18 protein-coding genes are annotated in these 20966 nt (G+C 58.0%); 12 read left to right on the top strand and 6 right to left on the bottom strand.

Annotated features, from left to right (window positions below; translation table 11 throughout):
• The first annotated feature begins 28 nt into the window (after positions 1-28).
• From AB4N53_RS16400 to rffA, 12 genes are all read left to right on the top strand, one after another.
• Positions 29-1741: a DUF2138 domain-containing protein gene (locus tag AB4N53_RS16400; RefSeq protein ID WP_460121736.1), complete on the top strand. Its 1713-nt coding sequence runs from the start codon at positions 29-31 to the stop codon at positions 1739-1741.
• Entirely contained in the window at positions 1726-2376 is a 651-nt protein-coding gene (locus AB4N53_RS16395; RefSeq protein ID WP_460121734.1) for a DUF1175 domain-containing protein, read from the top strand. The genes AB4N53_RS16400 and AB4N53_RS16395 overlap by 16 nt, the downstream gene beginning before the upstream one ends.
• On the top strand, positions 2373-6947 hold the full coding sequence (locus AB4N53_RS16390) for an alpha-2-macroglobulin family protein (RefSeq protein ID WP_460121732.1): 4575 nt from the start codon (positions 2373-2375) through the stop codon (positions 6945-6947). The genes AB4N53_RS16395 and AB4N53_RS16390 overlap by 4 nt, the downstream gene beginning before the upstream one ends.
• Position 6948: 1 nt before the next feature.
• Positions 6949-8568 (top strand): DUF2300 domain-containing protein, encoded by a 1620-nt coding sequence (locus AB4N53_RS16385; RefSeq protein ID WP_460121730.1) that lies wholly within the window; start codon positions 6949-6951, stop codon positions 8566-8568.
• 3 nt (positions 8569-8571) lie between these two features.
• Positions 8572-9384, top strand: coding sequence for a YfaP family protein (locus AB4N53_RS16380; protein WP_460121728.1), 813 nt, complete (start codon positions 8572-8574; stop codon positions 9382-9384).
• Between the two features lie 215 nt (positions 9385-9599).
• Complete coding sequence (locus AB4N53_RS16375; RefSeq protein ID WP_460121726.1) at positions 9600-11192, top strand: hypothetical protein; 1593 nt, start codon at positions 9600-9602, stop codon at positions 11190-11192.
• Positions 11189-11881 (top strand): WbqC family protein, encoded by a 693-nt coding sequence (locus AB4N53_RS16370; protein WP_460121724.1) that lies wholly within the window; start codon positions 11189-11191, stop codon positions 11879-11881. The genes AB4N53_RS16375 and AB4N53_RS16370 overlap by 4 nt, the downstream gene beginning before the upstream one ends.
• On the top strand, positions 11878-12807 hold the full coding sequence (locus AB4N53_RS16365) for a glycosyltransferase family 2 protein (protein ID WP_460121722.1): 930 nt from the start codon (positions 11878-11880) through the stop codon (positions 12805-12807). The genes AB4N53_RS16370 and AB4N53_RS16365 overlap by 4 nt, the downstream gene beginning before the upstream one ends.
• Positions 12788-13417, top strand: coding sequence for a class I SAM-dependent methyltransferase (locus tag AB4N53_RS16360; protein ID WP_122603825.1), 630 nt, complete (start codon positions 12788-12790; stop codon positions 13415-13417). Before AB4N53_RS16365 ends, AB4N53_RS16360 begins: the two co-directional genes overlap by 20 nt.
• Positions 13374-14084, top strand: coding sequence for an acetyltransferase (locus tag AB4N53_RS16355; protein ID WP_241001831.1), 711 nt, complete (start codon positions 13374-13376; stop codon positions 14082-14084). Before AB4N53_RS16360 ends, AB4N53_RS16355 begins: the two co-directional genes overlap by 44 nt.
• 133 nt (positions 14085-14217) lie before the next feature.
• Positions 14218-14592 (top strand): EamA family transporter, encoded by a 375-nt coding sequence (locus AB4N53_RS16350; protein WP_205869294.1) that lies wholly within the window; start codon positions 14218-14220, stop codon positions 14590-14592.
• A 78-nt stretch (positions 14593-14670) separates the two neighbouring features.
• Positions 14671-15822 carry a dTDP-4-amino-4,6-dideoxygalactose transaminase gene (gene rffA / locus AB4N53_RS16345; RefSeq protein ID WP_122603827.1) on the top strand — a complete coding sequence of 384 codons (1152 nt, stop codon included), beginning with the start codon at positions 14671-14673 and terminating at the stop codon, positions 15820-15822.
• 410 nt (positions 15823-16232) lie between these two features.
• On the opposite strand, the gene AB4N53_RS16340 is transcribed toward rffA, so the two are convergent.
• The 6 genes from AB4N53_RS16340 to eutC form a co-directional block, all read right to left on the bottom strand.
• Positions 16233-16979 carry a S24 family peptidase gene (locus AB4N53_RS16340; protein WP_460121719.1) on the bottom strand — a complete coding sequence of 249 codons (747 nt, stop codon included), beginning with the start codon at positions 16977-16979 and terminating at the stop codon, positions 16233-16235.
• 217 nt (positions 16980-17196) lie between these two features.
• The gene (gene ppa / locus AB4N53_RS16335) at positions 17197-17724 is read right to left on the bottom strand and encodes an inorganic diphosphatase (protein ID WP_003205933.1); all 528 of its coding nucleotides are present in this window, start codon (positions 17722-17724) and stop codon (positions 17197-17199) included.
• Positions 17725-17836: 112 nt separating this feature from the next.
• A complete protein-coding gene (locus AB4N53_RS16330; protein ID WP_460121717.1) occupies positions 17837-18649 on the bottom strand; it encodes a M90 family metallopeptidase in 813 nt (270 codons plus the stop codon).
• A gap of 4 nt (positions 18650-18653) precedes the next feature.
• Positions 18654-19304 (bottom strand): DedA family protein, encoded by a 651-nt coding sequence (locus tag AB4N53_RS16325; protein WP_016773001.1) that lies wholly within the window; start codon positions 19302-19304, stop codon positions 18654-18656.
• 259 nt (positions 19305-19563) lie between these two features.
• Complete coding sequence (locus tag AB4N53_RS16320; protein ID WP_007958617.1) at positions 19564-20025, bottom strand: GNAT family N-acetyltransferase; 462 nt, start codon at positions 20023-20025, stop codon at positions 19564-19566.
• A gap of 115 nt (positions 20026-20140) precedes the next feature.
• Complete coding sequence (eutC, locus tag AB4N53_RS16315; RefSeq protein ID WP_460121714.1) at positions 20141-20965, bottom strand: ethanolamine ammonia-lyase subunit EutC; 825 nt, start codon at positions 20963-20965, stop codon at positions 20141-20143.
• Position 20966: the final 1 nt, after the last annotated feature.

Genomic DNA, 20966 nt, shown 5'->3' with positions numbered 1-20966 from the left:
GCCACGGATGAACTCGGATGTTGTGAACATGAGCGATAACACTGTGACTCCAACTGCCGCGACACCGGCGGCCAAACCTTCGCGGCGCTGGCTGCTGGTCGTGCTCGGCCTGTGCCTGGTGGCCGGCGTGGCGGGCGGTTTCGGCTGGCTGCTGCTCAAGCCCAAAGCGCCGCCGGCGACACTTGCCAGTGACAAGCTCGGCCTCGGCCGTCCGGACGCCTTGCTCGAAACCCGTTCGCTGAGCCAGTTGCCCAAGGATCTGCTGACGGTGCCGTTCCTCAAGGCCACGCTCACTGAGGATTTCGTCTTCTATTACGAAACCCACACCGATCGCCTCGGCCTGATCGGCAGCCTGCGCCGGATCATCTACGAGCATGACCTGAAGTTGCAGGACAGCCTGATCGAGCAGCTTTTCGATCAGCCGGCCGATGTTGCGCTGTGGCGTGGCGCCGATGGTCGCTTGAAGGATTTCCTGCTGGTGATGGATCGCGGCGGGTTGGCCAAGCTGCTCGAGCCATTGGCCAAAGTGGCGCTGGATGACACCCAGCTCAGCGTCTTCGGCAATCTCAAGGTCGGCAGCGACGAAGTGCCGCTGTATCAACTCAGCTACAACGCCAGCAAATCGCTGCTGTTTGCATCGCGCGGCGACAAACTGGTGGTGGTGTCCAATCCAGCCAAGTACTACGACCCGGAAAGCGGCGTCTCGGAAGAATCCGGCCGCGTCTCCGCGCAAGCGCTGGCGGCGTTGCTCAACGGTGAAAAACTTTTCCCCGAAGCGTTCGGCTTGCCGGCGAAAAGCCCGGAAACCAAGCAGCGTCTGTCGGTCAATTCCAGCGTCCTCGCCATGGGCTATCAGCGCTTCATCCCGAATTTCGCCGGACTGCGTTTCGACATGGACGACAAGGGCTGGCACAGCTATCTGGCCATGGACGAACTGGAAAACCAGCCGGATTTCGATTTCAAACCGGTCTGGCAAGCGATGCCGCTGGGGGCGAGCGCTTGCGTGACACTGCCGGTGGCGGCCGAACCGCAGAAGCCGATCCTGATCAAACTCGGCGCCGACGAAGCGGTGGCGCAGACCCTCACCGAACACGTCGCCGGTGCGGCGGGCCTGTGCTGGTACGCCGATTCGCGGCTGTACACGCCATTGCTGGTCGCCAGCCTGAAAGACGAAGACAGCAGCAAACTCGACGCTGATCTGGGCAAGTTGTTCGGTTCGATGGTTGGCGCGTTCGAAGCCAACGTCGCCGAAAGCGTATTTCCAGTGATCGACAAGCAGGAAGGCCAGAGCCACGTGTGGCAGCGTCAGGTCAGTTCCAATTTTGGTCCGTACGCGGCGCAGACCGCCGAGAACCCGGAGGCGATTTCCGGCAAGGCCTTCATGAAAGTCAGCCTCGCCCGTCACGGCTCGACGCTGCTGTTTTCCCTCGACGACAAACTCGTCGATAAAGCCCTCGGCACCCTCGACAAGCGCTTCCCGCCGATGGCCGACGTTTTGCCAAAAGATGTACTGATGCCGATCTACTTCGGCCCGGACGCGATGGCGCAACTGATGCAGCGCGAAACCCTCGACAGCCTGCCGCAGGACATGGAGCCGGTGTTTTATAACGCTGCGCAAACCTACCTGATGCCGAAACTGCGCACCCTCGGCGGCTACGGCAAATATGCCCTGACCCTGCCCGAAGGCAGCGAGCCTGACGGCCACTGGCAATGGCTGCCGCTGGAATGGAAAGCGCTGTGAGCGCACTGATCCGCAGCCTCGGCCTGCTCGCGTTGCTGCTGAGTGCAGGCGCCCGTGCGGTTGAAGCGCCAGCGCTCGATCCGGCGCAATCCCAGGTATTCCGCGCCTGGTTTGTGCGCATCGCTCAAGAGCAGCTCAGCCAAGGCCCGAGCCCGCGCTGGTATCAGCAGGACTGCGCCGGGCTGGTGCGCTTTGCCGCCAACGAAGCGCTGAAAGTCCACGACGACAAATGGCTGCGCAGCAATGGCCTGTCCAATCGTTATCTGCCGCCGGAACTGGTGCTGAGCGACGCACAACGCAAGCTCGCGCAACAGTGGCAGCAGGGCGGCGGCAAGGTCGGGCCGTACGTCAACGCGATCAAACTGATTCAGTTCAACAGCCATCTGGTCGGCCGCGATGTGTCGCAGGCGCGGCCCGGTGACCTGATGTTTTTCGATCAGGGCGACGACCAGCACCTGATGATCTGGATGGGCCGCTACATCGCCTATCACACCGGCACCACCACCCCCACTGACAACGGCATGCGTTCGGCAAGCCTGCAGCAACTCATGACATGGAAGGACACCCGATGGATACCCGACGCAGCCAACCCCAACTTCATCGGCGTCTATCGACTGAACTTTCTCTCCCAATGACCGGTGCCCGCATGTTGCGAATCTGCTCTCGAATTGCATTGATGCTGGCGTTGTTCCTGCCGTTTACCTGCGTCAACGCCGAAGACTCGGTGGAACCGAGCAATTACACGCCGGTCGCTGGTGAGAGTTTCTTTCTGCTCGCCGACAGCAGTTTTGCCAGCGACGAGCCGGCGATGGTCCGCCTCGAAGCCCCGGGGCGTGACTACCGGCGTTTCCGCATGGAACCGTACGGTGGCGCCGACATCCGCGTGTATCGCATCGACAAGCCGCTGGACTTCCTCAAGCGCCAGAAAAACCTGCACCGCGTCGTCAGTGACGGCCAGTTCAAGGGCGAAGGTTTGTCCAACACTCTCGCCTATCTGTGGGACAACTGGTATCGCAAATCCCGGCGGGTGATGCAGCGTGCGTTCTCTTACGAATCGCGCAAGCAGGTCACCGAAGAAGTGCCGGAGCTGAAAATGGGCGAGGCCATGGTGGCGCCGACGCCGTACGACGCGCAGCCGCAATTCGCGCTGATTCCGGGTCTGCCGGTGGTCAGCCAGTTCCGTTATCCGCTGTGGCAAGCAAAACCGATCCAGCCACCGGCCGGGGTCAATTTGGCCGGCTCGTCCAGCGACTTCGTCAGCGTCGCACCGGGCAATGTGTACATCCCGCTGGGTAACCTGAAGCCAGGGCTGTATCTGGTTGAAGCACTGATCGGCAAGTACCGCGCAACCACCATGGTTTTCGTCTCCAACACCGTCGCGGTAAGCAAGATTGCCGGCGACGAATTGCTGGTCTGGGCCGCGCGCAAACACGAAGGCAGCTCGGTGCCGAAGGTCAATGTGCTATGGACCGATGGCCTTGGCGTGATGAGCAGCGGAGCTACCGATGCCGACGGTCTGCTGCGTCTGAAGCACGTCAGCCCGGAGCGCTCGTTCGTCATCGGCGAGGACGAAGAGGGCGGCGTGTTCGTCTCGGAAAACTTCTACTACGACAGCGAAATCTACGACACCAAACTTTACGCCTTCACCGACCGGCCGCTGTATCGTCCGGGCGATTGGGTGTCGCTGAAAATCGTCGGTCGCGAGTTCAAGAATGCCCGGGATTCGGTGCTGCCGGGCGCAGCGGATGTCAGTGTCAGTGTGCTTGATGCCACGGGGACCGAACTGCAAACCCTCGCTCTGAAACTGGATTCCAGAGCCGGTACTCAGGGCCGTTTCCAGTTGCCGGATAACGCCGTGGCCGGCGGCTACGAGATCCGTTTCAACTACAAGGATCAGGCCTACAGCAGCGCCTTTCGTGTGGCTGAGTACATCAAGCCGCACTTCGAGATCTCGCTGAATCTGGCCAAGCAGGATTACCGTACCGGCGAACCGGTCAAAGGCAGTCTGGTGCTGTTGTACCCGGACGGCAAACCGGTGGCCAACGCGAAATTGAGCCTGAGCCTGCGTGCCCAGCAACTGTCGATGGTCGACAACGAGCTGCAATACCTCGGGCAATTCCCGGTGGAGCTGACCAGCACCGAACTGACCACCGACAGCAAGGGCAACGCAACCCTCGACCTGCCAGCCGCCGACAAGCCAAGCCGCTACATGCTCACCGTGTTTGCCAGCGACGGCGCGGCTTATCGGGTCAAGACCACTAAGGAAATCCTCATCGACCGTGGAGCGGCGAGCTTCCGCCTGAACGCGCCGCAACGCTTCAGTGCAGTCGGTGACAAGGTTGCGTTCAGCTACGCCAACGAGGGCGGCACCGAGCAAAGCAAAGCGGTGACCCCAAGCACGTATGGTTGGGTACGTCTGGAAGACCAGAGCACAGGCGAGGGCAAACTCGCGGCGAATGACAAAGGCTTCAGCATGGCCTTCGAACGCCCAGGCACTTACAACCTGACCTTGAAAGATCAACACGGTCGCGTCCTCGGCGCCACCGGCCATTCGGTCACCGGCGACGGTGTGAAAGCAGTGCCGGGTACGGTGGAAATCGTCCTCGACAAGCCCGAGTACAAGGCGGGCGAAGAAGCGCTGGCGCTGATCACCTTCCCTGAGCCGGTCAGCGATGCGCTGCTCTCGCTGGAGCGCGACAAGGTCGAAGCAACCGCGTTGCTGGCCAAGGGCGGCGACTGGCTGAAGCTAGAAAAACTCAGCGACACTCAGTACCGCGCGCGCATTGCGGTGAAAGACAACTTCGCGCCGAACCTGACCTTCTCCGTGCTCTACACCAAGGGCGGTCAGTACAGCTTTCAGAACGCCGGGATCAAAGTGGTCGCGCCGCAAATCGACGTGGTGATCAGCACCGACAAAGCGGTGTACCTGCCGGGCGATACGGTCACGGTCGACTTGACCACGCAGTTCGCCGGCAAAGCGGTTCCGGCACACTTGACGGTCAGCGTGGTCGACGAAATGGTCTACGCGCTGCAACCGGAAGTCGCGCCGAGCATCGACCAGTTCTTCTATCACCCTCGGCGCAACAACGTGCGCACCAGTGCCAGCCTGTCGTTCATCAGCTACGACGTGGCGTTGCCGGGCAGCCCCGGCGCACCGGGTAAAGCCAATCGCAGCGAGCGCGGGGTGAAAGTGCTTGAGCGTCCGCGCCGTGAAGACGTCGATACCGCGGCGTGGCAGCCGGAGTTGCTGACCGGTGCTGATGGCAAAACCCGTTTCACCTTCAAAATGCCGGACTCGCTGACCCGTTGGCGCATCACCGCGCGGGCGATTGCCGATGACGGTCAGGTCGGGCAGAAGAAGCAGTTTGTCCGTTCGGAAAAACCGCTGTACCTGAAGTGGAGCGGGCCGAGCAAATTCCGCAAAGGCGATCAGCCGCAGCTTGGCGTGTTTGCGTTCAGTCAGGCCGAAAAAACGGTCAAGGCTGAACTGGTGACTCACTATGCCGGCACCGAACAACGTCTGCCGGTGACCCTGAACAGCGGCATCAATTACTTGCCGCTGCCGGCGTTTGCCCTGGCCTCTGGCGAGTGGACAGCGGAGTTGGTGCAGGACGGCAAAGTCGCCGATGCCCTGGCTGTGCGCTTGAGTGCAACCGGAGAAGGTTGGCAGGTTACCCAGACACAAAGCCTCGACGTGGTCAGCGGCGATACGCCATTGAGTTTGCCGGCGGATGCTACGGATATTCGCCTGCGTCTGGACGACAGTCCCCAAGCGCTGTTCCGTTCCGCCCTCGATGATCTGCTCAGCTACCCGTACGGCGGCGTCGAGCAGACCGCCAGTCGCTTGTTGCCATTGAGCATCGCTTATCCGTCGCTGGCCTCGAACCCGCAGATTCGCGATCGCTTGCGCCTGATCATGCAGAATAGTCGGCTGCGTCTGGTGCAAATGGCCGGGCCGTCGGCCAGCTTCACCTGGTGGGGCTACGACGGCGAGCCGGATGCATTTCTCACCGCCTATGCCTATTACGCCGACTGGAACGCCAGCCGCGTACTCGACCTGACCCTGCCGCCGGAGCACTGGCAGCGCGTACTCGAGGTGTACGCCAAGCAAGCGCCGAATACGCCGGTGCTGCAACGGGCGCTGATTCTGTCATTCGCCAAACAGATGCAGTTGCCAGTGAACACGCTGCTCAGCGGTTTGATCGAGGATCTGGTCAAGGCCGGTGAAGGCGCTGCCGAAACCGTGCTCGACGACGGCCAGGACAGCCTGGTGATGAGCGATCCGGATTCGGCACTCGGTCTGGCGGCGGCGCGGGTACTCACTGCATCGTTGGCCACGCAGGCGAAAGTCGCTTTGCCTGAGGCGTTCAATCGTCAACTGGGCGCAGCACAACAACGTCTGGCGACCAGTTCGCAGCCTTTTGTCGAAGCACTGAACCTGTCGCTGCAACCGTTTGATCAGGCTCGTGCGACAGCGTTGTTGCAACGCCTGTTGCCGCAGCAATCGACGCTGGAGCGTGCGCTGGCGCTGACCTGGCTGCAACGCAGCATCGCTCAGGCCTCACCAACCATCGCGTTGATGCCGGGTGAGGGCTGGAAGAAAAACTACGGCGCCAGCGGCGAGATGTACTGGACATGGCAAGCCGCGACGCCGCTGCCGAGCGTGCTGAGCGTGTCCGGCACGCAAGAGCGGCCGTTGCGTGCAGCGCTGAGCTTCCAGACGCAACAGCCGCAGGTCAATCCGATGGCCGTGACCATCACCCGGCGCCTGTCGCGTCTGGTGCCGGGCGACGAAGCGTTCACCTTCAAACTCGAGCCGGTCGGCACTAAACCGCTGTCCAGCGACAGCCTGTACCTGGACGAGGTGATCCTCACCAGCAAGGCACCCAAACCGCTGCGCTACGGCATGCTCGAAGTACCCCTGCCACCGGGCGCGGATGTCGAGCGTACGACGTGGGGCATCAAGTTGCAGGGCAAGGACGGCACCGAACCGACCGCGCTGGAGAAGGCGCGTTTCGAACCGGGTCAACTGGCTTACGCGGTGCCGGTCGACGCGCTGAGTGGCGAGTTGCGCCTGCGTCATCTGGTGCGCTTCTCGCAGAAGGGTCAGTTCAACCTGCCACCGGTACGCTTCAAGCAAGTGTATGCACCGCAGCATCAGGCCCAGGAGGCGAAAGCCGCCCTCGGTCAGGTCACGGTCAACTGACATGCGCTGGCCGCTGTTGTGGCTGCTGATGTGTGTGATGCCTGCGCTGGCGACAGCGCAGGACGAACCGTTGCGCGTGTCCTATCAGGGCGAGTTGTTATCGTTGAGCCAGACGCAACTGATCAAGCGCGAACCGTTGCCAGCGTCGCTGGATGCGCCGCTGGGCAGTCTGTGGAAATTATTCGTTTACGCGTGGCTGGTGGATACCGATGCACGGGAGCCGGCTTATGAATGTCGCGGGCAGTCCAAAGAAGAAGTTTATTGCTGCTCGGCGGGCGGCAGGATCGAGCGGGATCAGGCGCTGGTGAAATCCTGCGGTCTGTATTTCGAACCGACGCGGTTGGGCATTGCAGCGACGGATTGGCGAGCGTATTGGCAGGCGCGGCAGGCGCCGTCGTGGTTGCTGGATTTGCCAGCCGTGCAACCGGCAACAAGGGTTTCGGTTGCTGAGTTATTGAGCGTTCTGGCGTTGCTGCCAGCGCAGGATCAGACGCGCCGAGTGCTGCTCGATGTCGTACTGAACGCGGCGGACGGCAATGTCGTCGGCGAGTTGGGCGGGCGCCTGCGGGTGAAGACCTGGAGCTGGCTCGGCGATCAGGATGCACAATCGCGGCAGGGTGGATTCGCCGGCTGGACCGCCGACGGCGCGCCGCTCTGGGCGGGCGGGCGCGGCACCAGTCAAATGGTTCTGCGTCATTACGGTCAGGCGCTGGCCAGCGTATTACCGACGGCTTGGCCAGCGGACGCGGGGCGTTGTGTGGAAGTCGGGCTGTTCTCGAAATACCCGGTTTCGAAAGTTCTGGCCGGCGATCGTGTTGCCACGTCCGGGCCATTGCGCGGCGACTATCGCGTCGAATTCGCCAACGGCAACGCGCTGGAAATCCATAGCGATGGCGAATTGTTTCTGCTCAACGACAAACTCGTCGCAAGGCTTGATCGCGAAGAATATGTCGCCCGCGTCCTTGAGCGCGAAGCCAAACCGCAACCCGCCGAAGCCGCCAAGGCGCTGGCCGTAGCGATCCGCACTTATCTGCTGCAAAACGCCACGCGCAACGGCGAATGCCTGAGCATCGACGACAGCAGCAACCGCCAGCGCGTCGCCCCGCGCCCGGCTTCCGCCGAGTCGCGCAACATTGCGGCGTGGACGGCGGATCTGGTACTGGCCGGCAGCACCGTCACCTATCACTCCGACCAGCCGGGCCCGGACAAACTGGCCTGGCAGCAAGCCGTCGAGCAAGCGAACGCCGGCCAGCGGTACGACGCGATTCTGCTGCACGCCTATCCGCGCGCCAGCCTCAGCCGCTGGGACAACCCGGTCGCCTCCTGCGAGGCGCTGACCGCCGCGCAAGACTGGCTGCAAAAGCAGCGACGCGGCTGGCGTCCGAGGCTTGAAAGCGAAACCGGCTACAACGAAGTCAGCACTTTCGCTGTATGCAAACTCGCCTTCGGCCGGCCCTTCGTCGACCGCGAACGCCAGCGGATTTACGTGCGCGGCGTGCTGACCCTGCAGGATCGCCTCGACCTGACTCATGAATATTTGCACCTGGCCTTCGAAGCACACCCCAACGGCCAGGATGAAACCTACATCGAAGGGCTCGCCCGTCACCTTTTGCTGGAATAGACCATGACACTCCGTTATCCACAGGTCTTGCTGCTGCTCTGTGCCCTCAACGTACTGCCGCAAGCGTTCGCCGCCGATGGCGTCAAACTCGACACCCCGATCGGCGGCTGGCGCAGCGGCGCGCCAGAAGGCGAGGGCGAGAGCTTTCGCCAGACCGTCAACTACCCGGCCTCGTCGGTCAACACACCGCTCGGCCAGGCCAATACCGCCAGAATCAGCGGCCAGATCAAAGCCGTGCCGAAGAACAACGAACCCGGCCGCCTGATCGTCAACGGCGTCAGCATGCCGCTGAAAATCGACCGCGCCGGCGGCTTTGATCGGCCGTTCTCCTTCCCCAATGGCAGCAACAGCGTCGAAGTGCGCAGTGCCGACGGCCAGCAACGCCACCGCACGCAATTCCTCAACGCCCGCGGCGGCGCCACCCCGGCCAAGTTGCGCGTCCTGCTGGCCTGGGACAGCGACGGCACCGACCTTGACCTGCACCTGATCACCCCTGACGGCGCCCACATCTGGTACGGCAACCGCGTCGCACCCAACGGCGCCGCCCTCGATGTCGACGTCACCACCGGCTACGGCCCGGAAATCGCCGCCATGCCCGCGCCGATCAAAGGGCAGTATCTGATCTATGTGAATTATTACGGCGGCGGGTATCGCGGGGATGACGAAGGTGGGGATGAAGCGGTGCAGGCGCTGACCACGGCGCAGGTGACGGTCATCACCGAAGAGGGCACGCCGAGCGAGAAGATGGAAACGTTTGTAGTGCCGATGCGGACGGCGGGGGAACTGACGTTGGTGAAGTCGTTCAGTTATCCGTGAGGGGCAGAGCAGTCGCCGAAATTCGGCTCACTGATACTGAATGCTGGAAAAACGCGATGTAAATCTTGGTTTCAAGGGCAATCGAAGCGGCAACGGGATAGGTAAAACTGTTTAGAATTGCTCGCTACGGGAGCATTAGTAGTCCCGCATTTTTCGTGTGGCATACGGTTTGCCTACCAGATCAAAGGGTGACGTTTATCTCTGCGCGGATTAATATGGCAATTTTATCGAAAGAAGTGATCATGAACCGCTTGGGGCAAAACGACTTATATATTCCATTTAAAGAACTAATAATTTCTTTTTTTGTAATTGCTTTGCTTTTTATATGGCAAGGAAGCAAAGGTTTTAATCTTTGGGATGAAGGATTTCTTTGGTACGGCGTTCAGCGGGTAATGCTGGGTGAAGTGCCAATACTTGACTTTATGGCCTACGATCCTGGGCGTTATTATTGGTCTGCGGCGATAATGAGCGTTGTCAGTAGCAACGACATAATTAGTCTGCGGGTCAGTGTTGCGATCTTTCAGGGGGTGGGGCTTTTTGTCGGGCTTTGGTTGATTTCCAGATCCAGGAAAGTTGCACATAAGTCGGATATTGTATTCGCTTTGATCTCGGCTTTGACTCTAGTTCTCTGGATGTTTCCGCGGCACAAGCTTTTTGATATTACCCTGTCGATATTACTGATTGGCGTACTGAGTTTTCTGGTCAGTCATCCAAATCCCAAACGCTATTTTATTGCCGGTATTCTTGTAGGTCTGGTCGCCGTTTTTGGACGCAATCATGGCATCTATGGCGTTGCTGGCAGTGTGGGAGTGATTGCCTGGATCTCTATCAGGAATCATTCTGCTCCAACCTTTTTCAAAGGGGGATTGTTGTGGGCGGCCGGTGTTGTCGTCGGATTTCTTCCTGTTATTTTAATGGCATTGCTGATACCGGGCTTTGCCGTGGCATTTTGGGAAAGCATTCGTTTCCTGTTTGAGCAGCAGGCGACAAATTTGCCGTTGCCGATCCCCTGGCCGTGGACAGTCGGATTTGCTAGCGCTACGGTCGGTGATGCTGTCCGCGGCGTACTAGTAGGCCTTTTCTTCGTCGCGACCCTCACCTTTGGCGGGGTCTCGATTGCATGGGTCATCTACTGCAAGTTCAGGGAAAAGCCTGTACCTCCGGCGCTGGTTGCATCGGCCTTCCTTTCACTTCCCTATGCGCATTACGCCTTCTCGCGTGCGGATGTGGGGCATCTCGCGCAAGGTCTATTCCCGTTTCTTATTGGATGTCTGGTGGTGTTTTCCAGCGTCCAATCGAAAGCGAAATGGCCGCTTGCCATTGCCCTGTGTGCTGCCAGCTTCTGGGTGATGTATGCGTTCCATCCGGGCTTGCAATGTCTGGCAAGCAAAGAATGTGTGAATGTCGAGGTTTCCGGTAGGAACCTTCAGGTCGATCTTGGCACGGCAAAAGCCATAACCCTGCTCCATCAAGTGGATAATCAGTATTCCTCCGGTGAGAGGCCTTTTGTCGTAGTGCCGTTCTGGCCGGGAGCCTATGCACTGTTGGAGCGCAGATCCCCAATGTGGGAGATTTATCCGTTGTTCCCTCGCTCCGCAGTGTTCGAAGAAAAGGAAATTAGCCGGATAGAGGAATCCAGACCCGGCTTTGCACTTGTTTTTGATCTGGCCTTGGATGGAAGAGATGAACTGCGCTTCAGAAATACACACCCTTTGACTTATCAATATATTGTTGACAAGTTTGAGCGGGTTCCGGAATTGAGCAATCCGCCCTTTGAGATTTATCAAGCAAAAGTCCCCGGTCAATGAAAAAAATCGCCATTCTTCAGTCAAACTATATTCCATGGAAGGGCTATTTCGACATGATCGCCGCCGTGGATGAATTCATCCTTTTCGACGATATGCAATACACCCGACGCGACTGGCGAAACCGTAACCAGATCAAAACGCCTCAGGGTATTCAATGGTTAACCGTTCCTGTATCGGTCAAGGGTAAATACCATCAAACCATTCGAGAAACCAAAATCGATGGCACAGACTGGGCAGAGGCGCACTGGCGAACCTTGCAGCAGAACTATCGCCGCGCTCCCCATTTCGCTGAAATTGCACAGTGGCTAGAGCCGCTTTATCTGCAGGAGAGCTATACGCATCTCTCGCAGTTGAACCGCAGCCTGATCGAAGCCATCTGCCGCTATCTTTCGATCAAGACTAAGATCAGCAACTCGTGGGACTACACCTTTGAAGATGGAAAGACCGAGCGCTTGGTGGACCTTTGTGTGAAAGCGGGTGGCGGTGAATACATCTCGGGTCCGGCGGCCAGAGACTATATCGATGAAGGTCTTTTTTCCGCCTCCGGGGTCAAACTCAGCTGGTTCGATTATGCCGGATATCCCGAATACCCCCAGATGTGGGGTGAATTCGCGCATGGCGTCACTATGCTCGATCTGCTTTTCAATTGTGGCAGGGACGCTCCCCGCTACATGAGGTACGTTGCATGAATCTTTCCATTGTGGCGACTCTCTATGAGTCTGCTTCCTACGTTACCGAGTTTCACGAGAGAGCCAGTGCTGCCGCCAGAACACTGGTGGGTGACGACTACGAAATAATCCTCGTAAACGATGGTTCTCCGGACAATAGTTTAGAACTGGCAGTAAAGTTGAGCGAACAGGATCCGCATGTCGTTGTGGTTGACCTGTCACGCAACTTTGGTCATCACAAGGCCATGATGACCGGGCTGGCGCAAGCCAGAGGTAAACGCGTGTTCCTGATTGACAGCGATCTTGAAGAAGAGCCCGAATGGCTTGTGGATTTCGCCGGGCAAATGGAACGGGAACACTGCGATGTGGTGTATGGCGTTCAGGAGAGCAGAAAAGGCAATTGGTTCGAGCGCTGGAGCGGCCAGTGGTTTTATCGTTTCTTCAAAGGTCTGACTGGGCTCGCATTGCCAGAAAACGCTGTTACGACGCGAATGATGACGCGGCGTTATGTAGATGCCCTGTTGCAGCACCGGGAGCGTGAAGTCTTCATGGCAGGCCTTTGGCATACCACTGGCTTTGCTCAACATGCCCGTGTGGTCAATAAACACAGCACCAGTGAAACCACCTATACCCTTCGCAGGAAAATGTCGCTATTGGTCAATTCCGTGACCTCGTTCAGCAACGCGCCCCTGGTGAGTATTTTCTATATAGGCGTATCCATCTCCCTGTTTGCAAGTATGTACATCGCCTACCTCGTGGCGCACTGGTTGTTTCTTGCAAAACCCATGAGCGGCTGGACTTCGGTGATGGCGTCGATCTGGTTGCTCGGCGGCATGATCATTTCATTCATCGGTGTAGTGGGTATCTACTTGTCGAGAATCTTCTCGGAAACGAAACAGCGCCCCTATACCATCGTGAGACAGATTTATGCACAACGACAAGAATGATTTGCTCAAAGAAGTAGCGACGTACTACTCGGAAAAACTGGCCGAGCATGGCGTAACGCCTCGCGGAGTCGACTGGAACGGTGAAGAGAGTCAATTTGTCCGGTTCGAGCAGTTATGCAAAATTATCGACCCGACGTCAGCTACGTTTTCGTTGACTGACCTCGGCTGTGGATATGGTGCACTGTACGATTTTCTTGTGGCGAAACATCCAAAGGCTTCTTACCTGGGGGTAGATGTGTCGGCGGAGATGACTGCCGCCGCCGAGGCCCGCATCCAATCAGCCAATGCGCGATTATTCACCGCATCGCAACCCGATGTAGTGAGTGACTACAGTGTTGCCAGTGGCATATTCAATGTTCGTCTGCAGCGTACGGATGCTGAATGGTATGACTACCTTCAGGCGACGCTGGATATCCTGGATCAATCCAGTCGACGCGGTTTTTCCTTCAATTGCCTGACTTCATATTCCGATGAAGACAAGAAGCGTGATTATCTTTACTACGCGGACCCAAGCCAGTTATTTGATCTGTGCAAACGCCGTTACTCACGTCAAGTAGCGTTGCTGCATGACTATGGGCTATATGAATTCACTATTCTGGTGCGAAAGTAATATGAGAAGGCAGATTGTAATATTCGGCTCTGGAGAAATCGCCCAACTTGCGCATTTCTACTTCAGTTCGGACTCGGAATATGAAGTGGTCGCCTTTACCGTTGATTCCAAATACATCAAGGCCCCCGAGTATTGTGGTCTGCCTGTCATTGCATTCGAGGATGTACCTGGCAGGTTTCCGCCAGAGCATTTCGATTTTTTTGTAGCGCTTGGTTACGCCAGTCTTAATGCCGTGCGCAAAGACAAGTTTCTCGCTGTAAAGGCTTTGGGTTACACCTTGGTCAGTTATATCAGTTCCCGCGCAACTGTTCTCAATAATGGCGCGATAGGCGAAAACTGCCTGATTTTGGAAAATAGTGTCGTCCAGCCTTTCGTATCGATTGGCAAGAATGTGACTTTGTGGAGTGGAAGTCATATTGGTCATCACTCGGTAATCGGAGATCACACGTTCATTGCCCCGCAAGCGGCCATTTCCGGTGGCGTCGAAGTCGGCGAGCAGTGTTTCATCGGGATAAATTCCACTTTGCGCGATCATATAAAAGTCGCAGAAAGGTGTGTTATCGGTGCCGGAACACTGCTACTGGCAGATGCGGCTGCAGATGGCGTCTATATTGGCACCGCTACCGTGCGTGCAAACTTTCCAAGCACGAGTCTGAGGGGACTATGAGGTATTTTGGCAGAGGTTGCGAGATGGTTGAGTATCCGATCGTGGTCACTCACGCAAAATTCCAATACCGGCTTTATTTCGGCAGAAATTACGGGCGGAAGGAATCGAGTATTGTTGTTGTGGAGAGATATTCGTGATCCGCATTTTCGATTATATGTACATTCTGGCAACTATCGTTTTCACCGTATATGGTCAGTTAATTTTAAAGTGGCGTATCGCACAGTTTGGTCCGCTGCCAGTGGAGACTTTCAGCAAAATCAAGTTTCTTTTAGGGTTGCTTCTGGATCCTGCAATATTTACGGGGTTCGCCGCCGCCTTCCTGGCCTCGCTTGCGTGGATGGCGGCCATGACAAAGTTTGAATTGAGTCACGCTTATCCATTCATGAGTATTAACTTTGTTGTGGTTTTGCTTTTGAGTGCCTGGCTTTTGAGTGAGCCCATTACATTGCAGAAAGTATTAGGAGTCGGGTTGATCGTTGTAGGTACCGTGGTCGCCGCCCGGGGCTAGTTGCTGATCACCCAATGTTTCGGGCTCAGGTTGTTTTCAGTTTTGAATTCCGCGTTGAAGTCGCATTTCGGAGAGTAAATGAAAAAAGTAAACTCAAGAATTCCTTTCAACTGGCCACATATGACGGGAAAGGAGCTTTACTACATAGCCGAAGCGCACTTCAACGGCAGCCTGGCGGGTGATGGGCCTTTTACGAAGCGTTGCCATAGCTGGCTCGAAGAGCGTTCCGGGTGTGATACGGCATTGCTGACCCACTCCTGTACAGCGGCGCTAGAGATGACAGCCCTTTTGCTGGACATTCAACCGGGTGACGAAATCATCATGCCGTCTTACACGTTTGTGTCCACGGCTAACGCTTTTGTTCTGCGCGGTGGGGTTCCCGTCTTTGTCGATATTCGTGAAGACACGTTGAATCTTGATGAAAAACTTATCGAGTCAGCGATTACGCCGCGTACTCGTGCAATCGTACCCGTTCATTATGCGGGTGTAGCGTGCGCGATGGATGAAATCATGTCGATCGCACGCCGCCATGGCTTGATGGTCGTCGAAGATGCGGCGCAGGGAGTTATGGCCAGTTACAAGGGGAGGGCGCTGGGCAGTATTGGTGACCTCGGAGCCTACAGCTTCCATGAAACCAAGAATGTGATATCCGGAGAGGGCGGAGCATTACTGGTCAATCAGTCCACTCTGGCCCTGCAGGCAGAGATCATTCGCGAGAAGGGCACAGACCGTAGCCGGTTTTTCCGAGGCGAGGTGGATAAGTACACATGGCAGGAAGTTGGCTCTTCGTTCTTACCCGGAGAGCTCATTGCTGCCTTTCTCTGGGCGCAACTTGAAGAGGCCGACCGCATTACTCGGGAGCGCTTGGCCAGTTGGGAGCGTTATCACGAGTTACTCGCGCCGCTGGAAGCCAATGGCGTGCTGAGACGTCCGATCGTGCCTGCGGAGTGTGAGCATAATGCACACATGTATTACGTGCTGTTATCACCGGAAATTGATCGTCAGGACGTGCTGAACCAGTTCAAGAGCAAAGAGATTTGGTCGGTTTTCCACTATGTTCCTCTGCACTCATCACCGGCCGGGCTGCGATATGGACGTGCTCATGGAAATCTTGATGTCACCAATCGACAAGCTGAGAGGCTCGTACGGTTACCCCTTTGGGTGGGACTGTCGGAGGAGCAGCAGGATCGCGTTGTAGCGATACTTAATGACGTTGCAAGCAGGCTCTAAACGTCAACGCGCTGGCGATTTGCAATTCAGCTTGATTGATTGTCTGGTCCTGAAACAGGTGTAAGCGTTATTCAGGTCAGACAGAAAGACATTAAAAAGCCGGCTTGTGGCCGGCTTCTCGGGGACTGGCTTGGTTTATTTTTGGTAAACCGCGCCAGCCTTCAAAACGTACATCCGGATCTTGCGTCCGTCTGTGGGACTTGGTCAGACGTTGGTCTGCCGCGTCGGGCGTCATTCGAGCCGCTGGGCGGGTCGATGCGCGAATGTGGGGCGCAGGATACTGAGTTTTGCTCTGGATTCCCAGCCTCAAGTGCGGTTTAGAGCGACTGAAGCGCTACAAACTCGGGATTTGTACCGGTTGTCAGGGCCTCTTCGCGGGCAAGTCCGCTCCCACAGGTTCTAGCGAACAGTCATAGAAACGGCACCACCGGCCTGCGCTTGCCCAGTGTCGACCACCAGAACACCCAGCCAAGAATGTGAATCCGCTGCTCTTCGATCTGCGCCGGCCGGAAAACCTCGTCGGGGTATTCGGCGCTGTTGTGGCTGCGCATGCGCAGGCCGTTGCCGGGCATACGGTGCAGGTATTTGATGCGCAGCATGCCGTCGTGTTCGATGGCGTAGATTTCGCCGTCGACGACCTGGGTCAGGCCGCGGTCGATGGCGACGATGGAGCCGTCTTCGATGCGTTCGGCCATGCTGTTGCCGATCATGTGCGCGCAAATGGCGTTGGCGTGCTGGATGTCGAGTTGATCGAGGTGGGCGCGAGGCAGGCGCAGGGATTGGTCGGGGTCGAGAATGACGTGGGTTTTGCCATCGCCGTTGGCGATCGGGGTTTCCTTGAAGAAGGCCAGATCGATGTCGTTGGGGTTGATGACGGTGTAGACGCCGCAGATCGACTGGGCGTCGAACGTGTCGCCATTGCTGGCGGGCGGGTGCAGGCGCGGGACCTCCTTGACGCCTTCCCCGGTTTTCAGCCATTCACTATTGACCGACAACAGGCGTGAGACTTCTTCCATGCGATACGCCGGGACGCCCCGGGTGTACCAGTTATGAACGTTTTGGGCTTCCGTGCCCCAGAACCTTGCGAAATCCGTGGTGCTGATGTTCGCTGCTTCCAGGAGTGCCTTGAATCGTGGACCGCTAGTGTTCTTTCTCATAAACACGGAGTCTACGGCCGGACTAGAGCGGTTTGAATAAACCGGGCGTTCAAAAAAAGCCTGTATTTTGCGACGGGATGTAAGACGTGCTTGTGGGAAATTAAACAGATTAAAACTGCATGTAGGAATTTAAACGCTTTGTTTATTCGAAGCTCGCAGACACAAAAAACCCCGGATGTCCGGGGTTTTTTTCAAGCGTCACGCAAAGTTCAATTGCTTAGCCCTTGTAGGCGGCAACCGACTTGGTGATTGCTTCGCGGGCGGCGTCTGCACCGGCCCAGCCTTCGATCTTGACCCACTTGCCCTTCTCGAGATCCTTGTAGTTCGCGAAGAAGTGCTCGATCTGCTGGATCAGCAGTGGCGGCAGGTCGGTGTATTCCTTCACGTCGACGTACAGCTGCGACAGCTTGTCGTGGGGCACTGCGATGACTTTGGCATCGCCGCCGCCGTCGTCGGTCATGTTCAGGATGCCGACCGGACGGGCGCGGATTACCGAGCCTGGCGCTACCGGATAAGGAGTCACGACCAGCACGTCGAGGGGATCACCGTCGTCAGCCAGAGTGTTCGGGATGTAACCGTAGTTGGCCGGGTAGAACATTGGGGTGGCCATGAAACGGTCAACGAACAGGCAATCGCTGTCTTTGTCGATTTCGTATTTGATCGGCGCGTGGTTGGCCGGGATCTCGATCGCGACGTAGATGTCGTTCGGCAGGTCTTTGCCAGCCGGAATCTTGCTGTAGCTCATTGGGCGTTGCCCCCGTAGTTGACCAAAAACACTTGGCCGGATTGACCAAAAAGTGGCGGCGATTATAGGCACATTCCTACGTCGACGCCACGTACCAGAAGTCGTGCAGAGCTTACTCGTGCGCCTGATAGACCGGGTCTGTGGCTTGAAGTTGCCGCAGTCTGCCCAACGGATCCTGCCGGTAGAAAAGCTGCAGTTGCAAGTAGACCTGTGGATAAGCCTCGTGCAGCAGATCCGGGGCGCTGAAGAAGTATTCGCTGGTGACGGCGAAGAACTCGGCCGGGTTCTCGGCGGCGTAGGGATCGATGGCGGTTTCAGCCTCGGGATCGTGATCGAGCTGGCGGTTGAGGTCGTCGTAGGCGGCCTGCATCACTTCAGCCCAGTCGCTGACGCGCATGTCGGCGTGCAGTGGCGGCAGGCCGTTGGCGTCGCCGTTGAGCATATCGAGCTTGTGCGCCAGTTCGTGGATCACCAAGTTGTAGCCTTCCCAGCCACCGCTGGCCTGTACGCCGGGCCAAGCGAGAATCACCGGCCCCTGCTGCCAGGCTTCGCCGCTGTGTTCGCCGTCCCACTCATGCTCGACGCCGCTGGCATCGCGATGACGTTGCGGGCTGAGGAAGTCATCCGGGTACAGCACGATCTCGTGGAAACCCTGGTACCAGTTCAGATCACCGAGATGCAGCAACGGCAACTGCGCCTGGGCGGCGAGCAGCAGGCGTTGTTCCTGATGCAGTTCGACGCCGGGCAGGGCCGTCAGGTGTTTGTCTTTGAGAAACAGCACGCAGGCTTCGCGCAGCCACTGGTCTTCAGCCGCGCTGATGCCGTCGAGGAAGGAGAGCTGATGGCGCACCCGTTGCCACAGGTCGTCGGCAATCGGGTGGCTGGCCAGGATGCGCCGGCGACGCCAGGCGCTCAGGGACCACATCGGATCAGTGCGATTGCACTTTGGTGCCGCCGAAACGGCTGCGCACCACGCCGATGATCATCGGCACCAGCGACAGCAGGATGATTGCCACCACCAGTAGCGAGAGGTTTTTCTTGATGAACGGGACGTTGCCGAAGAAATAACCCAGGGTGACCAGACCGCCGACCCAGAGGATGGTGCCGAGCACGCTGAAACCGAAGAAACGCGGGTACGGCATCCGCGCCACACCGGCAACGAACGGCGCGAAGGTACGGATGATCGGCAGGAAGCGCGCCATGGTCACGGTCTTGCCGCCGTGCTTGTCATAGAAGTCATGGGTTTTTTGCAGGTAGTCGCGACGGAAGATTTTCGAGTTCGGGTTGCTGAACAGCTTCTCCCCGGCCGTGCGTCCGATCACATAGTTGGTGCTGTCGCCCATGATCGCCGCCAGCATCAGCAGGCCGCCGAGTAACACCGGATCCATGCCGCCGCCGGCCGCCACCGCCCCGGCAATGAACAGCAGCGAGTCACCCGGCAGGAACGGCATCACCACCAGGCCGGTTTCACAGAAGATCACCAGAAACAGGATGGCGTAGATCCATGGCCCATAGTTGTTCACCAGCAAATCGAGGTACACATCGAGATGCAGGATAAGGTCGAGCGGGTTGAAATCCATGGGGGCACCTGTATGACGGCCCGACTCGGCAGGCCTGTGCGGATGACTTCGTGTAAGCCTACAGCGGGGTGTAGTTTTTCTTACAAGCCGGAAAGATCGGGATTATACGGTCTGACCGCTGAAAAGCGCGCCGGTTTTGTAGCGGGGAGTGTCGTGGTGTGAACAATTGTCAGCCCTCAAAAGATCGCAGCCTTCGGCAGCTCCTGCAATTGGAACGCGTTCCGCTGTAGGCGCTGCCGAAGGCTGCGATCTTTTGGGTTCAGAGCTCGTCGCTGATCGGCAGTACGTAGTTCTTGAACTCGGTGTCTTCCTTGAAACCGATCGATTCGTAGGTTTTCTGTGCCACTTCGTTGTCCGCACTGGTCGAGACGCGCATGCGCACGGCCTGGGTTTCCTTGGCCATTTTCTTCGCGGTGCGGATCAGGTTGTCGGCGACCAATTGGCGACGCGCGTCTTCGGCGACGTAGATATCGTTGAGGATCCACACGCGTTTGAGCGACAGCGACGAGAAGCTCGGATACAGCTGGCAGAAACCCATGAGTTTTTTGTCGTCATCGTCGGCCAGAGCCAGATAGATCACCGACTCTTTGCGGCGCAGGCGTTTTTCGAGGAACGCGCGGGAGGAGTCCGGGTAAGGCAGGGAGCCGTAGAACTCGCGATATTTGACGAACAAAGGAGTCAGCAAATCCAGATGTTCGAGGGTCGCTTGAATAATCCGCATGATAGGTCTCGTCTTCAAGTGGCTGTCTTCAACTGCTCTGACGGCGATGGGAAACCCGGGCGGCCGTGCGTCGATCCTGCCTGAAAGCAGCGCAGAAAGGCAATGCGGAAACGGTTCAGGCTGGTGGCGGATCGAGCAGGAAATTGCCTTTCATGTCGACAGCGTCGTCCGCCTCCAATGTGTGCAGCTGAGCTTCGTCCTTCAGATTGACCCCCGACAGCTGCCGCCGACAGGCTTCGCGCATCAGATACAGCAAGCGATGCGCCGCCATGCCGTAGCTCAAACCTTCAAGCCGGACATTGGAAATGCAGTTGCGATACGCGTCGGTCAGGCCGACCTTCGGCGCATAGGTGAAATACAGCCCAAGGCTGTCCGGCGAACTCAGGCCCGGGCGTTCGCCGATCAGCATCACCACCATTTTCGCCCCGAGCAACTGGCCGATCTCGTCTCCGATGGCGACGCGACCCTGTTCCACCAGCACCACCGGCGCCACGGACCAGCCGTCGCCGCTCATCTGTTCTTCCAGCCGCGTCAGGAATGGCAGGGTGTGGCGATGCACCGCCAGTGCCGACAGGCCATCAGCGACGACCATCACCAGGTCGACCCCGCCTGGGTGGGCGCTGGCGTAGTCGCGCAAGGTCTGCGCCGATTCATCGCTGAGCTTGCGCCCCAGATCCGGGCGTTGCAGATAGGTGTGTCGGTCCGGCGCGGCGCTTTGCAGCGCCAGGGTTTCCCGCCCGCGCTCGCTCAGTTGTGCGCTGATTTCGCTGTGATCGAAGGCCAGGTGCACAGCATCGCGGGCCTGGGCGTGGGCAAACTGAAAATCCAGCTGCGCCCGCGTCGGCAGGCTGGTGCCGGTGCGGCCCAGGGCAATCCGCGCCGGGGTCAGGCGGCGCAGTTCCAGCCAGGGGTTTTGCGGATCGACCGGTGGTTTTTCCATA

Source organism: Pseudomonas sp. H3_E04 (genome assembly GCF_054668915.1).
This window is presented reverse-complemented; position numbering and strand designations above follow the sequence as displayed.